At 64.3% G+C, this 14,730-nt stretch carries 14 protein-coding genes and 1 pseudogene; 7 read left to right on the top strand and 8 right to left on the bottom strand.

Translation table 11 applies throughout. From position 1 onward, the window contains the following. Positions 1–213 precede the first annotated feature (213 nt). The gene (locus F0185_RS26690; RefSeq protein WP_167229749.1) at positions 214–555 is read left to right on the top strand and encodes a hypothetical protein; all 342 of its coding nucleotides are present in this window, start codon (positions 214–216) and stop codon (positions 553–555) included. A 160-nt stretch (positions 556–715) separates the two neighbouring features. Beyond that, positions 716–1,294 (top strand): HdeD family acid-resistance protein, encoded by a 579-nt coding sequence (locus F0185_RS26685; RefSeq protein ID WP_167229746.1) that lies wholly within the window; start codon positions 716–718, stop codon positions 1,292–1,294. Between the two features lie 53 nt (positions 1,295–1,347). Here the strand turns inward: F0185_RS26685 and fghA are convergent, their stop codons facing one another. The 4 genes from fghA to F0185_RS26665 form a co-directional block, all read right to left on the bottom strand. Beyond that, positions 1,348–2,187: an S-formylglutathione hydrolase gene (gene fghA / locus F0185_RS26680; protein ID WP_167229743.1), complete on the bottom strand. Its 840-nt coding sequence runs from the start codon at positions 2,185–2,187 to the stop codon at positions 1,348–1,350. A 104-nt stretch (positions 2,188–2,291) separates the two neighbouring features. After that, positions 2,292–2,885, bottom strand: coding sequence for a chromate transporter (locus tag F0185_RS26675; RefSeq protein ID WP_167229740.1), 594 nt, complete (start codon positions 2,883–2,885; stop codon positions 2,292–2,294). Further along, a complete protein-coding gene (locus F0185_RS26670; protein ID WP_167229737.1) occupies positions 2,882–3,457 on the bottom strand; it encodes a chromate transporter in 576 nt (191 codons plus the stop codon). The genes F0185_RS26675 and F0185_RS26670 overlap by 4 nt, the downstream gene beginning before the upstream one ends. Positions 3,458–3,498: 41 nt before the next feature. Beyond that, on the bottom strand, positions 3,499–3,690 hold the full coding sequence (locus tag F0185_RS26665; protein WP_167229735.1) for a hypothetical protein: 192 nt from the start codon (positions 3,688–3,690) through the stop codon (positions 3,499–3,501). Between the two features lie 241 nt (positions 3,691–3,931). Here F0185_RS26665 and F0185_RS26660 point away from each other — a divergent pair, with 241 nt between their 5' ends. Beyond that, complete coding sequence (locus F0185_RS26660) at positions 3,932–4,159, top strand: hypothetical protein (RefSeq protein ID WP_167229532.1); 228 nt, start codon at positions 3,932–3,934, stop codon at positions 4,157–4,159. A 481-nt stretch (positions 4,160–4,640) separates the two neighbouring features. Continuing rightward, a complete protein-coding gene (locus tag F0185_RS26655) occupies positions 4,641–6,743 on the top strand; it encodes an ATP-dependent helicase (protein ID WP_167229733.1) in 2,103 nt (700 codons plus the stop codon). 22 nt (positions 6,744–6,765) lie between these two features. On the opposite strand, the gene F0185_RS26650 is transcribed toward F0185_RS26655, so the two are convergent. Further along, a complete protein-coding gene (locus tag F0185_RS26650; RefSeq protein ID WP_167229731.1) occupies positions 6,766–7,656 on the bottom strand; it encodes a PAS domain S-box protein in 891 nt (296 codons plus the stop codon). A 282-nt stretch (positions 7,657–7,938) separates the two neighbouring features. Next, complete coding sequence (locus F0185_RS26645) at positions 7,939–8,532, bottom strand: hydrolase (protein WP_167229729.1); 594 nt, start codon at positions 8,530–8,532, stop codon at positions 7,939–7,941. A gap of 161 nt (positions 8,533–8,693) precedes the next feature. On the opposite strand from F0185_RS26645, the gene F0185_RS26640 reads away from it, so the two are divergent. Next, positions 8,694–9,086, top strand: coding sequence for an ASCH domain-containing protein (locus F0185_RS26640; RefSeq protein WP_229477200.1), 393 nt, complete (start codon positions 8,694–8,696; stop codon positions 9,084–9,086). On the opposite strand, the pseudogene F0185_RS26635 reads toward F0185_RS26640, so the two are convergent. Next, positions 9,073–10,256 (bottom strand): annotated as a pseudogene (locus F0185_RS26635) (MFS transporter). The gene F0185_RS26640 and the pseudogene F0185_RS26635 overlap by 14 nt on opposite strands. 108 nt (positions 10,257–10,364) lie before the next feature. Here F0185_RS26635 and F0185_RS26630 point away from each other — a divergent pair. Both F0185_RS26630 and F0185_RS26625 read left to right on the top strand, forming a co-directional pair. Next, positions 10,365–11,297 (top strand): LysR family transcriptional regulator, encoded by a 933-nt coding sequence (locus tag F0185_RS26630; protein ID WP_370664073.1) that lies wholly within the window; start codon positions 10,365–10,367, stop codon positions 11,295–11,297. Positions 11,298–11,415: 118 nt separating this feature from the next. Then, the gene (locus F0185_RS26625) at positions 11,416–11,703 is read left to right on the top strand and encodes a hypothetical protein (RefSeq protein WP_167229727.1); all 288 of its coding nucleotides are present in this window, start codon (positions 11,416–11,418) and stop codon (positions 11,701–11,703) included. Here the strand turns inward: F0185_RS26625 and F0185_RS26620 are convergent. Then, complete coding sequence (locus tag F0185_RS26620; protein WP_167229725.1) at positions 11,700–14,729, bottom strand: bifunctional diguanylate cyclase/phosphodiesterase; 3,030 nt, start codon at positions 14,727–14,729, stop codon at positions 11,700–11,702. The genes F0185_RS26625 and F0185_RS26620 overlap by 4 nt on opposite strands. Position 14,730: the final 1 nt, after the last annotated feature.

The raw sequence follows: 14,730 nt of genomic DNA, 5'->3' as shown, positions 1-14,730 counted from the left end.
CCCCCCCCCCCCCCCCCCCCCCCCCCCCCCGCGGCGGGGCGCGGCGGGGCGGCCCCCCCCCGCCCCCGCGCCCGGGGGGGGGGGGGGGGCCCCCGCCCGCCCCCCCCCCCCGCGCCGCCCCCCCCCCGCCCGGGGGGCGCCCCCCCCCCCCCCGCCCCGCCCCCCCCCCCGCCGCGCGATCTCGCGCAGCGCGCGTTCGCAGGCGGCCTCAACTTGCGCCGCACTAACGCGGTGCGCACGGATGGCGGCGCTGTTGAGCACGCGGATACCGCCGCTGGCGACCGCGCCCATGGCGTATTCCTCATGGCCGGGCAAGCCGAGCTTGCGCACGAGCAGGACGTCGAGCGCAAGGCCGAGCGCCCTGGCGATGGCGAAGCCGACCGGAACGCCGCCGCGCGGCAAAGCCAGCACCAGCGCGTCGGCGCCAGCGGCGTGGCGGGCCAGCGCCAGCGCCAGGAGTTTGCCGGCCTGCGTGCGGTTTTTGAAGTGTCGGAGGGGTTCCATACTTCTTCGACAGGTGAACGGCACTTCGGTTGCACGAATGTCGAGAAATGATGATGTTCTTTTCAAAGCCCGGCGCGATCGGGTCCGGCGACCGCCGCCATTCGCATTTCATGGTTTTTTATGGCGCACGATTGATCTGGCGCAGGGCTTGCGTCTGCGCGCCGATCAAAACCGCGCAGGCGCTGTCTGATTCAGCAGGGAGGAGACCTTCATGAACGAAACTTTACTGCGCAATTGGTGGTTGCTCGCTGTGCGCGGCGCCATTGCCATTGTGTTCGGCGTGCTTGCCCTTGCGTGGCCAGCGGTCACGCTGCTGACCCTGGCGGTCCTGTTCGCCGCGTTCGCGCTGCTGGGCGGCGCGGTCTGGATCTTCGGCGCCATTAAATACCGCGGCGAAGACCGGCACTGGTGGATGCTGTTGCTGCTCGGCCTCGTCAGCCTGGCCGTCGGCGTGCTGGCCACGTTCAACCCGGCCATCACCTTGCTCACGCTGATTCTGCTAATGGGGGCCAATGCCGTGGTCAGCGGCGTGCTCGATATCGTCATCGCCATCCGCGTGCGCAAGTTCATCCGTGGCGAGTGGCTGTTGCTGCTCAGTGGCGTGGTGTCGATCGTGTTCGGCCTGATCGTCCTGCTGTTTCCGCTCGGGGCCGGCGCCGTCCTGCTGGCCGCCATGGTCGGGGTGTATGCGATCGTTACCGGTGTGTTGATGCTCGTGTTGGCCGTGCGCGTGCGGACCTGGTCGCGCATCAATGCGGGACGCAGCAGCCCGGCGGCGGGGACGGTGTAGCGAGCACAGGCATGGCGCGCGCCCGGACAAGCCTGCGCGCCATGCCTCGCTGGTCAGCCTAACTGCACCCGATGGAAGCGCAGGTGGTCTTCCATGAAGGTGGAAATGAAGTAGTAGCCATGATCGTAGCCGGCGTGCCGGCGCAGTTCGAGCGGCTGGCGTGCTTTGACGCAGGCCGCTTCAAAGGCTTGCGGATACAGCTGCTGTTCCAGGAACTTGTCGGCCAGGCCCTGGTCGATCAGAATGCCGCCGGGGAAGGGCGCTTCCATCGTCAGCATCAGTTCGCTGGCGTCATATTCTTTCCAGCTGTCCCGGTCGGCGCCGAGGTAGCCGCTGAAGGCCTTTTCGCCCCAAGGGCAGCGGGTGGGGGCGGCAATCGGTGCAAATGCCGAGACCGAGCGAAACAGGTCCGGGCGTTTCAACGCCGTCACCAGCGCGCCGTGGCCGCCCATCGAGTGCCCGAAAATGCCGACCTTGGCCGGGTTAACCGGCAATTCGGCCACCACCAGCGCGTGCAGTTCGAGCAGGTAGCTGAACATGCGGTAATGCTTGCTCCACGGCGCTTCGGTGGCGTCCAGGTAAAACCCCGCGCCGGCCCCGAAGTCCCACTCATCGGTTTCGCCGGCAATGTTGGCGCCACGGGGACTGGTGTCCGGGCCGATCAGGATCAGGCCTTCGCGCGCGGCCACGCGCTGGGCGCCGGCCTTGGTCGCAAAAGTCTCTTCAGTGCAGGTCAGGCCGGCCAGGTAAAACAGCGCTGGCAGCTTCTGGCCGCCTGGTACCGCCGGGATGAAGGCGGAAAAGCGCATCGGCAGTCCAATCGCCGTCGATGCGTGGCGGTAAAAGCGCTGTACGCCGCCAAAACAGGCGTGTTCTGATAAAAGTTCGAGCATCGGTCGGTCCAAGTGGTGAATGGTGGCGCAAGTATGCCTTGTCGCGGGAGAGTTTGTCGCCTTGACTTGTCGCCCCGGCTTGCCGCCCCGGCGGGGGCGGGAAGCTACACCAGTTGCAGCCACCCGAGCACGGCGCCGCCGGCCAGTAGCCACAGCAGATGGAGTTTGGTGCGCCAGATCAGCAGTCCGCTCGTCACTGTCAGCAGCCACAGCGGCCAGTCGGTGGCGAAGCGCTGGCTGGCGCTGCCGAGGAGCCAGCTGGTCGAGAGCAACAGCGCGATGACGACCGGCGCCATGCCTTGCTTGAAGGCGCGCACGGCCCGCAAGTCGCGGTTGCGATGGCCCCATTGCGCCGCGAACCAGGTCAGCACGGTCGAAGGCAGCAAGATGCCGAGCATGGTCACCGCCACGCCCAGGAAGGCCGCCCCGGTGCTGCCGGCGTTCATGCCGACTTGCCAGCCCATCAGTGCGACGAACAGCACGTTCGGCCCCGGCGCGGCCTGGGCCAGGGCGATGGCATTGTTGAATTGCGCCTGGCTCAGCCAGTGATGCTGCTCGACCAGGTAGCGATGCATCTCTGACGTGGTCGAGATGGCGCCGCCGACCGACATCAGCGAGAGCATCAGGAAGTGTCCGAACAGACTGAGCCAGTCGCTCCAGCTGAGCACGATCTGCGGCACGATCTCGGGCGCGCTCATGGCCGCAGCCGGCGATAGGTGAGAAAGCAGGCCAGCCCGCCCACGCCGAACAAGACGACCATCAGCGGCAAGCGCAGCAGCGCCACCAGCACGAAGCCGATGACGCACAGGGTCCAGCACCACAGTTGCGGCATCGGGTTGCGGGAGAGCGCCAGCGACAGCTTCAGGCCGGCGGCGCCGATCATGCCGGCCGACACCGCCGCCATGCCGCGCAAGGCGCCGGCCACGCCGGGATGGTCGATAAAGCGCGCATGGACCAGCGCCAGCAGCAGTACCAGCACCAGCGGCAGGGCCAGCATGCCGGCCAGCGCCGACAGCGCGCCGGCCAGGCCAAAATAGCGCCCGCCGATCATCATCGACAGGTTGACCACGTTCGGTCCCGGCAGGATCTGGGCGACCGCCCAGTCTTCCAGGAATTCCTCATGGGTCAGCCATTGCTTGCGCTCCACAATCTCGCGTTGCACAACCGCCAGCACGCCTCCGAAGCCTTGCAGCGCCAGCAGGGTGAAGGAAACGAACAGGTCGGTCAGCGATTGCGGACGCGGACGCTCGGTCAGGGACGGATTGCTCATGCGCCATTATCGCGCCGGCCCGTCCGCCTGTCCATGCGGGCTCAGCCGCCGCCGATGCCGCGCATCACCCGGCCCGTGCCGCCGCATTCGGGGCAGGCGCCGCCGTCGCCCAGCTTGCCCTTGCCGCTGCAGGCGTCGCAGATGTCCTCGGCCGCACCGGGGGTGCCAGGTGCGGCTTCGTCACCGGGGTTCAGGGTGGGTTCGGTATTGACTGTTTCAGTTGGGGTCGTCATGAGGTCCTCGGCAATGATGGATGGAATGCGCACGGGTGCGATCCGCCATTCTAAAAGCGCCCGATCGGGTCCGGCGCTGCGTTGCCGAAGACAAATATGGCGCGTAAAAACTATGCCCGAAGCATATTTTTTGCCATTTCGATGGAACCTTGACATTGACTTTGATCTTTATTGATGGATACTCGTTAAGCAACTTGGGTTCCCATCGACGTTCTCGCCATGCCCTGTAAGGAATTACAACATGAATCGACAGCAACGCCACGACAGCGGCGGCCTCGCCCTGGCCGAACCGAATTATCAACGCTTGGATCTGCGCCAGCGCGACATCGTCAACCATGCCATCTCGGTCCAGGCAAGCAGGAATACCATGTCCGCCATCGAGTACCTGAAAGCGCAGGATATCCATCCCGACGTGATCGAACGGGTGTTGCTGGAACCTGAGCGCCGGCGCGGAGCGCTCCACCATTGAGCGGTGCACGGTGGGGCTGTGGGGCCGGCGCAAGGCGCGCGTCGGATGCTGTGTGCATATCAGAATGTTATCGAACCACCCCTCCCGAGCTGCGTGCAAAACAGGCGGTTATGCACAAAAAAATCTTGTAGGAAATTTCTTATTATTTTTTACCGCCTTCTCCATTGACTTTGTAAGCGCTTGATTTATATAGGAATAATTTCTGCCTCACGAATGAGCATTTTGTTGAAACCCGCATCGTTACACGCTTGCGGACTGTCAAGGGGGGATTATCCACAAAGTTATCCACAGCGATTGTGGATATCCCAAAAAGTACTTTAGAAACGGCTACTTAGCGCGTGCAAGGGGATGTTTGAGCGTTGCTTCGACCGACGCCGCAGGCGCGGCGGGGCGCGCGACGGAAAATATCGTCAGCGTTTTTACTTGCGTCATAATACTGTATAAATGTACAGTCATGTCAACTCCAGTTCGAATGTCCGATATGACCGCTGCTTTACACGCCGATGTGCCCGCCGACGCCGTTGACGATCCCTTCGCCAGTCTTAATCCCGCGCAGCGCGCCGCCGTCGAGCATGACATCGGCGTGGCCCCGGCCGATGCGCGGCCCCTGCTGGTGATCGCCGGCGCCGGCTCCGGCAAAACCAATACCCTGGCGCACCGCGTGGCGCGCCTGATCACGAGCGGCGCCGATCCCCAGCGCATCCTGTTGCTCACATTTTCACGCCGCGCCGCAAACGAAATGACTACGCGCGCCGGTAATGTATTGCACCGGATCATGGGCGTGCGCGGCGGCCAGGCGCCTGCCACGCTGCCTTGGGCCGGCACGTTTCACAGCATCGGCGCGCGCCTGCTGCGCGACTACGCCGGCCGCATCGGCCTGGACGAATCGTTCACCATCCACGACCGCGGCGATTCGGAAGACCTGATGGGCATGGTGCGCCACGAGATTGGCCTGACCCAGACCCAGAAACGGTTTCCCCTCAAGGGCACCTGCCTGGCCATCTACTCGCGCGTGGTCAACAGCCGCGATGCGCTGGCGCTGGTGCTCCAGAGTACTTTTCCATGGTGCAGCGAGTGGGAAGCCGAGCTCAAGACGCTGTTCGGCGCCTACGTGGACGCCAAGCAAGAGCAGAACGTGCTCGATTACGACGATCTGTTACTGTTTTGGGCGGAGATGGCGGCCGATGCGGAACTGGGTCTGCACATCGGCGGTTTGTTCGATCATGTGCTGGTCGACGAGTACCAGGATACCAACCGCTTGCAGGCCGCCATTCTGATGGGCATGAAGCCCGGCGGGGAGGGCGTGATGGTGGTCGGCGACGATGCGCAGTCGATCTATTCGTTCCGCGGCGCCACGGTGCGCAATATTCTCGATTTCCCCAAGCAATTCGCGCGGGAAGCGCGCATCGTCACCCTCGACCGCAACTACCGTTCGACCCAGCCGATCCTGGACGCCTCCAACGCCGTGATCGGCGCCGCGCTGGAACGGCACGCCAAGACCTTGTGGACAGACAAGGTATCGACCGTCCTGCCGCAACTGGTGCTCATTCCCGACGAAGCCGAACAGGCGCGCTGGGTCTGCAACCGTATCCTGGAGCACCGCGAAACCGGCATGGCGCTCAAGGCGCAGGCGGTGCTGTTTCGCGCCGCCAGCCACAGCGCCGCGCTGGAGCTTGAACTCATGCGCCGTAACATTCCCTTCGTCAAATTCGGTGGCCTCAAGTTCCTTGAAGCATCGCACATCAAGGATGTGCTGGCGGTGCTGCGTTTTGCCCAGAATCCGAGCGGCAGGGTGGCCGGTTTTCGCGTGGTGCAACTGGTGCCCGGGATAGGCGCCGCCACCGCCACCCGCCTGCTCGATGCGGTTGCCGAATCGGCCGAGCCGCTGCGCGCGGTCGAGCAATTCGCCGCGCCCGCCAAAAGCGGCGGCGACTGGGAGCAGTTCGTGGCCCTGTTCCGTGCCCTGCGTGCGCCGGGCTTGCGCTGGCCGGCCGATATCGAGCTGGTCAAGAACTGGTATCTGCCGCACCTCGAACGCATGCATGACGATGCGCAGGTGCGCGTGGCCGACGTGGAGCAGCTGGCGCGCTTGGCCTCCGGTCATGGCTCGCGCGAAACCTTTCTGGCCGAAATTACCCTCGACCCGCCCGAAGCGACCAGCGACCGCGCCGGGCCGCCTCATCTGGACGAGGATTACCTGATTCTCTCGACCATCCATTCCTCCAAGGGGCAGGAGTGGAAGTCGGTGCATGTGCTCAACGTGGTGGACGGTTGCATTCCGTCGGATATGAGCACCGGCAATTCGGACGATATCGAGGAGGAGCGGCGCCTGCTGTACGTCGCCATGACGCGCGCCAAGGAGCATCTGCACCTGGTGGTGCCGAACCGGTTTTTCATCAAGCAGCAGGCGCAGATGGGCGACCGGCATGTGTATGCGGCGCGTTCGCGCTTCATCAGCCCGGCCATGCTCAAGCATTTCGACGAATCGGTATGGATGACGGCCGACACCGCTCAAAGCAGGAAACCCATGCCCGAGAGCGTGCGCATGCTGGTGCGCGATCGCGCGCGCAACGCCTGGAAGTAAGCTGGGCCGCCGTCAGGCGCTGTTACACGAGCACGGTGGCCACCGCCACATATTCGTAGGGCGCACCGCCCGCTTCGCTCAGCGCCTGCACCGAGCAGCGCAGGTGCAGGGCGGCGCCATCGGCCGCTTGCGTGCGGATGTCGCCCGACCAGGCGCCATCGTGCGCCAGCGCCTGCTCGATCTCGCTGGCGAGCGGCTCGGGAAACGGCGCCGCGTGCAAGGCGTCGAGCCCATGTCCGATGAGTTCGTCGCGCCGCTTCCCGCTCAGCTCGCAGACTCGATCGCTCGCGTCGCGGATGCGCCCCTGTGGATCGAGCGTGAGCACCAGGGCTTGTTGCCCGATCAATTCCTGCACCGCGCGCGCCTCGGCCAGCTGGGCTTGCAGCGCGGCCCGGTCGGCGGCGGCCGCCTGCAGGCCGGCATAGGCGCGCAGCGACGCGATCACGGTGGTGAACAATTTGCGTGTGGTCAGGTCGGCCTTGGACCAGAAATCGTTGATATCGTAATCGCAGATGATGCTGTGTTCCAGCGCCTGGCCAGGCTGGCCGGTGCGCAGCACGATACGCACGAGTTCGTTGTGGAGATCGGAACGCACCTGGCGCGCCACCTGCAGGCCGGCATCTGGCGTTTCCATGATGACATCAAGTAGCACCAGCGCAATGTCGGGCGTGGCGCGCAGGGTAGCCAGCGCTTCCTTGCCGCTGTAGGCGTGCAGGAAGCCCAGGCGCCGTCCCTGGAACTGGGTATTGCTGAGCGCAAACTTGGTGACCACGTGGACGTCGACATCGTCGTCCACGATCAGGATGCGCCAGGGCGGTTTTTCGTGCGCTGGCGACGCAAGCAACTCGGACGGGTCGTCGTCCTCGATGAACAGGTCGCCGTTGATAGCGTCGTCGGAAGCGGTAGCGGGCATGCAGCCACACTATGCCAGGCGGCACGCTTTGTCAAAGACCACACGAGTTATCCCCTGTTTTGCTCTTTTGTAGGAATTTGCCGAATGGACAGTTTGTGACAATGCCAGCACCAGTTTTAAGTCCCTGATTTCATTCATGATTTTTTTTGCCTTTTGAACGGGCATTTTGTAGAAACCCGTTTAAATCCGGGCGTTAAGCGGCGCCGGGGGTGGCTTATCCACAATGTTATCCACACTTCTTGTGGATATCCTTAAAAAGCCTGAAAAATCCGGGGCTTACGGTTAAACAGGGGCGCCGCGCCTGGTTTTTTTGCGCAAGGGCAATTGCGCCAGGTGCTTGACTTGCTCGAAGCGCTCGAGAAACAGGGTGTAGGCGCGTTCCGGGCCAACCGGGATAATGCGCTCAGGATGGGGCGGCGGCAGGTGACTCCAGTCGATCCAGGCGGCCGGCAGCAGGTCGCGCAGTTCGGTGGCCATGCAAACCAGGTCGGCTTCCTTGATCGCCGGCACATCGTCGTTGAAGCCGAAGTGCCGCCGCAATGCAGTCTTGATGGGATGGACCCGTTCCTTCACATAGTCGCGTCCCAGCATGACCTTGACCGGTGACGGCCAGTCGCCGAGGAATTCTTCGCAGTCGTGCATCAGCGCGGCATACGCCAGCGCCGGCGGCACCAGGTGGGAACTCATCACCGAGTGCTCGGCCACTGAATACCAGGGCCGCGCGGCGCCGCCCCAGCGCGGTTGCGAGGCCAGGCACAGGGCAATGTCGGCAATCGGCAGCCCGCTCGCGTCGGGGGTGAGCAGGTCCAGCACGAAGCCGGACGGCAGCAGGATCGCCGTGCGTCCGTCCGGCTTGTTGAGTAAGTCAAATTGCATGATGACAGTGATCGCGACGAGAGTGGAGCCTCCTGAAGTGTACTGTTTTTGCCAGGGCGGCGGCGTTTCGGACCGCCCGGCGCGGCATACTACTGGCTGCCCTCGCCGCAATGGTCCTGGCATGACCCTGGAAATTCCCCTCGATCACCTGAAGGAGCACGATGAACAGGCTGAAAAGACTCACTTTCTGGGGCGCGCACGACGATGACGACAGCCTCCCGCGCAGCGTGATGGAAGGGCGCAAGACTGTCACGGCCGAGACCTTGGAGGAGTACGGCAAACCCTATGGCGACTACGGTGACGGCGCTTACGAGCCCGGCGACCTGATCGAGGTTTACGATTTGCGCCAGCGCCTGCGCTGCACGATCAGGGCGACCAAGGTGCTTACCATTGAGTTCGGCAATATTCCCGAGGAAGTCTGGCGTGGTGAAACCTTTTCCAGCGCGGAAGAGTTCAGGGAATGCCACGTGCGCTGCCTGCCGCACCTGCACTTGCATGACGGCTTCCAGTTCGTCACGCTGCATTTCGACTTGGTCGATATCATCTTGCCGTAGCGGGACGCGGGCGCGCCATCGCCAGCGCCAGCACAATGGCCAGCACGGCAATCCCGGCGGCGAGGTAGCTCAGCGACGGCAGGCCGAGCTGGGCAATCGCGGCGCCGCCGGCAATCGCGCCCAGCCCCGTGCCGGCATTCGCCGCCGAAATATTCATGCTCGCCGCCAGCGCCTGGGCCGACGAGCCGGCCTTCACACGCGCACCTGGCAGATCGGGAACAGCGCCGTGTACGCCAATCCCCACACGGCCAGCGCCAGCGCCAGCCAGCCATGCTTGCCAACCGCCAGCAAGGTCGCCAGCATGCCGCCGATTAACAGCAGCAGGAACACCACGGTCGCGCCGAGCGGATTGCCGTCGACCACGCGCCCGCCGATCCAGTTGCCGATCATGCCGACCGCCCCGAATCCCATCAGCCACCATCCGACCTGGGCGGCGGGAATGCCGGCCAGCCGTTCGAGCATGTCGGCCAGGTAGGTGTAGGCCGTGAACATGGCGGTAAATACCAGCACCGACAGGGCCACGTGCGCCAGGAAGCGGCGGTCTTTGAAAATCGCGGTCTGCTTTTCACCGGCTTTGGTGGCCGGCGCCGGCAAGGCCGGCATGAAGGCCTGGATCATGCCCGCCATCAGCACCGAGAGTCCCGACAAGATCCAGAACGTGTTGCGCCAGCCAAAGGTATCGGCTGCGAGCGTGCCCAGTGGAATGCCGAATACCAGGGCGGCCGAAATGCCCAGGTACACCTTGGCCACGGCCCGGCCGGCGTGTCTGGGTCCGGCAAGCTGGCCCGCTGTTTCGCTGGCGGTGCCCCAGAACACGGGCAGCATCAGGGCCGGGATGAAACGCGCCAGCGCCAGCACCCAGATGTTGGCGGACAAGGCCGCCAGCGCGTTCGAGGCGCCGAAGACCAGCAGGATCGCCACGAACAGCTCCTTGCGCCCGACCTGCGACAGGCGCGCCGTGAGGAAGGGACCGAACAGCATCACCGTGAACGCGAACAAGGTCACCAGTTGCCCGGCGGCCGAAATGGAGATGTGCAGGTCTTGCGCCAGCGACGGCAGCAGGCCGAGGATCAGGTATTCGGTGGTGACGATGACAAACGCCGCCACGGCCATGATGGCGATTTGCAGTCCCGCGCGCGGGCTGTCCAGCGCGGCCGCGCCCGCTGTCATTGTTGATGTGTTCATATCTTTTTATCGGAAAGGAAACAGGCCGTCAGTGTATTGGCGAATCGATTTCGTATTGATGGTAAGATTTACGGCTATCCATGACCAAAATTCATCAATTGTGTTTTCTTCCGAACGCCTCAGGGGATCGACGTCTTCGTCAGCGTCGTCGAGCGCGGCAGCTTTGCCTCGGCTGCCGCTCGCCTCAACCTGACCAGCTCGGCCGTCAGCAAAAGCATTGCGCGGCTGGAAAGCCGCTTGGGCGCACGCCTGTTTGCCCGCACCACGCGGCGCCTGGCGCTGACCGACGGCGGCGCCGTGTTCTACCAGACCTGCCTGCGCGTGCTGGCCGACCTGGAAGAGGCAGAGGCCCTGATCGGCGCCGAGTACGTGGAACCGACCGGACGAGTGCGCATCGACCTGCCGGCTTCGTACGGTCGCCTGCACGCCTTGCCGGTCATCCTGCGTTGCCTGGCCGGCCATGACCTGCTGCTGCCGCACATCTCGTTTTCCGATCATTTCATCGACCTGGTCGAAGAGCGGGTCGACATCGTGGTGCGCATCGGCGGCTCCAACGCCTGGCCGGCGGCCCTCGGCCATCGTTACCTGGGAGCGGAACGCCTGGTGTTTTGCGCCGCGCCGGCCTATCTGGAGCGCAAGGGCGTGCCGCTGACGGACGCCGACCTCGACCAGCACGAGCGGGTCGTGTACGGCCGTGCGGACGGACTGGTCAATTCGTGGTTGTTCGCGGGCGGCGAGCAGGGCGCGATCGAGCAGCGTTTCATGCCGGGACGCATCGCCGTGGGCGATGGGGAAGGGCAGACCGCGGCCGTGCTCGCCGGCCTGGGCATCGCCCAGTTGCCCACCTGGCTGGTCAGGCAGCATATCGAACGCGGAACGCTGGTCGAGGTCTTGCCGCACCTGGCAACCGACGGTTTGCCGATGAACGTGGTGTGGCTCAAGGCGCGCCAGCATCTTCCCAAGGTCAAATTGTTGCTCGATGTACTGGGCAGCGCGCTGACACCAGCAGGGGCTATGCTGCCCTGAACGCGGCCGTGTTGATGGTCGTCACCGAAAACAGCCGTTGCGCTGGCACTTGCATTGCCATTCAATTACTGTGACTGCGGCAACTTACTTGCCGTCCACCTTACACCGGAGAATCAGCATGGAATCACAAGACCTGGCGTCAACGATGTTCCTCATGTCGATGTTCGCGCTGTACATGATGTACCTGAAGCAGGATGAGCAGTACAGGAAGCTCATGCGCCTCGAAAACATGCTCAGCTCGGTTCCCGGCGCGGGCGACGGGTACAAGGATGTCAATCCACGGGTCAGGGCCAAGATTGTCGCCGGCGAGATCAGCGCCGCCATCATCCTGCATCGGAGCATCGAGGCGATTTCGTTCGGCGAGGCCGAGGCCGCCATCAGGACGTACATCGCCCGCCAGGATTAATCCGACGGCGCCGTGTCCGCGGCCAGCAGGGCGACAAACTCGTCGGCCGCCACCGGTCGGCTGAAGAAATAGCCCTGTACTTCATCGCAGCCGGCGCCGTCCAGATAATCGAGCTGTGCGCGGGTTTCCACGCCTTCCGCCACCACCGTGATGCCCAGGCCATGCGCGAGCGCAATCGTGGCCTTGGCGATCGCCGCGCTTTTCGCATCCTCGGTAATATTGCGCACGAAACTCTGGTCGATCTTCAGCTTGTCCAGCGCAAAGCGGCTCAGGTAGCTGAGCGACGAATAGCCGGTGCCGAAGTCGTCCAGCGCCACCGCCACGCCCATGCCGCGCAGCTCGGCGATCTGGGCCATGGCCAGCTCCGCTTCCTGCATCAGCACGCTCTCTGTCAGTTCGATGGCCAGGTAACGCGCCTGCATGCCGCTGGCGCGCAGCGCGCTGCTCACGATCGCCGGCAGGGTGCCGGCCGTGATCTGGTGCGCCGACACGTTGACCGCCACCGGCAGCGCGCACAGGCCGGCATCCTGCCACGCCTTGTTCTGCGCGCAAGCGGTGCGGATCACCCATTCGCCGATCTCGACGATCAGGCCCGAGTCTTCCGCCAGCGGAATGAATTCGGCCGGCGACACCATGCCCAGCTCGGCGCTGCGCCAGCGGATCAGCGCTTCCGCGCCGCACACCCGCATGTCGGCCAGCCGCACCTGGGGCTGGTAGAACAGGGAAAACTCCGAGCGCCCCAAGGCGCTGCGCAGCCGGTGCTCCAGCGCCATCCAGTGCAGCGCCCGGGTGTTCATTTCGGATGTGAAATAGCGGAAGCTGTTGCGCCCGCTGTTCTTGACGTGCGACAGGGCCGTGTCCGCATTCCTGATCAAGTCGCCCGGGTTCACGCCATCGAGCGGGAACAGCGCAATCCCCACGCTGGCCGTCACCACCACCTCATGCCCCAGCAACTGGCACGGCGCGGCCACCGTGTCGAGCATTTGCTGGGCGGCGGCGTTGATGTCGTCGTTGTCGTCCACGCGCGAGAGCACCAGCACGAACTCGTCGCTGCCGATACGCGCCAGGGTGTCGCCGGGATGCAGGCGCGCCAGCAGGCGCTGCGCCATTTCGCGCAGCAGCAGGTCGCCGGCGTCGTGCCCGATGCTGTCGTTGACCCGCTGCAAACGGTCGATATTGAGCAGCAGAACGGCAATCGCGCGCTGCGCCTGGTGCGCCGCCTCGATCGCCTGTTCCAGCCGGTCGTTCAGCAGCGAGCGGTTCGGCAAGCGCGTCAGCGGATCGTGGTTGACCATGAATTGCAACTGCTCATTGGCTTCGGTGATATCGCTCAGGTCGGTGAACACGCCCACGTAGCCGGCCATGCCGTGTTCCGCGCTGGCCACCGCGCTCACCGTCAGCCACTCGGGAAAGACTTCGCCATTTTTGCGCCGGTTCCAGATTTCTCCGCGCCAATGCCCATCGCGCGCCACCGTCTCCCACACTTGCCGGTAGAAATCGATATCGTGCAAGTTCGAGCGCAGCATACGGATATTGCGCCCCAGCACCTCGGACTCGCTGTACTGGGTGATCCGTTCGAACGCCCCGTTCACGGCCACGATGTTGCTGGCCGCATCGGTTACCACGATGCCGTCGCGCGTGTATTCGAACACGCGCGCGGCCAGTTCGAGTTTTTCGTTGGACTGGCGCCGCTCGGTGACATCCTGCAAGGTGCCCATCAGCGCGATCACATTCCCGGCCGCATCGCGCACCCCCGTGCTGCGCGAATGAAAGGTGCGCTGCGGACCGAGCGCCGGGTTGCTGCGCAGCTCGCCCGCCCAGTTCATGCCATGCTGCACGGCCGACTCGACCAGATGACGGTCGTGCGGGTGAATTTGCTGCAAAAACACGTCGAGCGGCGGTGGCTGATCCGCCGGCGGCAGCCCCAGCAGCCGGTACATCTGCTCCGACCAATGCCCGCTGCGGCTCTTCAGATCGAGCCGCCAGCTGCCGATCAGCGCCAGTTGCTGCGCCGCCCGCAGCGCATCGTCGCTGTTGTGCAGCGCCTGGTTCAATCTGAAGCGCTTGTGCAATTCGCGCAGCGCCAGGGAGCTCAGCCCGGCCAGCACCACCAGGAACGCCAGCGACACGCCGATGTAGGCGCCGGCCATGCCGTACCAGTCGGCCAGCAGTTCGTCCTCGCCCAGGCCCACCACCACCACCAGCGGGCGCCCGCTGACGCGCTGGTAGAAATACAGGCGCCGGATCTGGTCGATGTTGCTGTCGGCGATATAGCTGCCGGCCTCGGGCGTGCCGGGCGTCTCATGGAAATTCGGGAAGAAGGTCAGGCGCTTGCCTTCGGCCATGCTGGCCACCGGCATGCGCAGCATCAGCACGCCGTCGGTGCGCACCAGGGCGACGATCCCATCCTTGCCGACCTTGACCGCATCGTAAAAGCGGCGCAAATATTTCGGTTCCAGCGCCGCCACGATCACCCCGCCAAAACTGCCGTCGGGGCGGTTGATGCGGCGGCTGAAGCTGATGAAGGGCACGCCCAGCTTGCTGATGATCGGCCCTTCGATGTGCATGCCGTAGGTCGGCTGCTCGCGGTGAATCCGGAAATACGCACGGTCCGACAAGTTGTAGCTGCCTGGCAATTTCTGGCTGTCGTGAATCATATTGCCTTCGGCATCGAGCAGCCAGATGGCGCGGATGAAGGGCAGGTTGGTGATACTGCTGTCGAGTAATTCATCGACCAGGCGGTCGCGGTCGGCCGGCCCGTGCGGCACCATCTGCACCGCCTTGATGGTCGTTTGCATGGCCAGGTCGACCGCGAAGATGCTGTCGACCGCCTGTTCCTCGAGCACCTTGACCAGCACGCGCGCGCTGTTGCTTTTTTGGGTGATGACGTTGTCGCGCGCCTGGACCAGTTCGAACACGAGGTTCGCGATAATGCCGACGAATATCAGTCCGGCAAAGCCGAGCACCAGCAACGTGACCCCGCGCTCGCCGCGATCTGCAAGACGAAGGGAAAAAATGGGGTTCATT

This window comes from Massilia rubra (genome assembly GCF_011682065.1).
GTDB lineage: Bacteria > Pseudomonadota > Gammaproteobacteria > Burkholderiales > Burkholderiaceae_D > Telluria_A > Telluria_A rubra.
The sequence above is the reverse complement of the archived record's forward strand: the minus strand, read 5'-3'. Positions and strand labels throughout refer to the sequence as shown.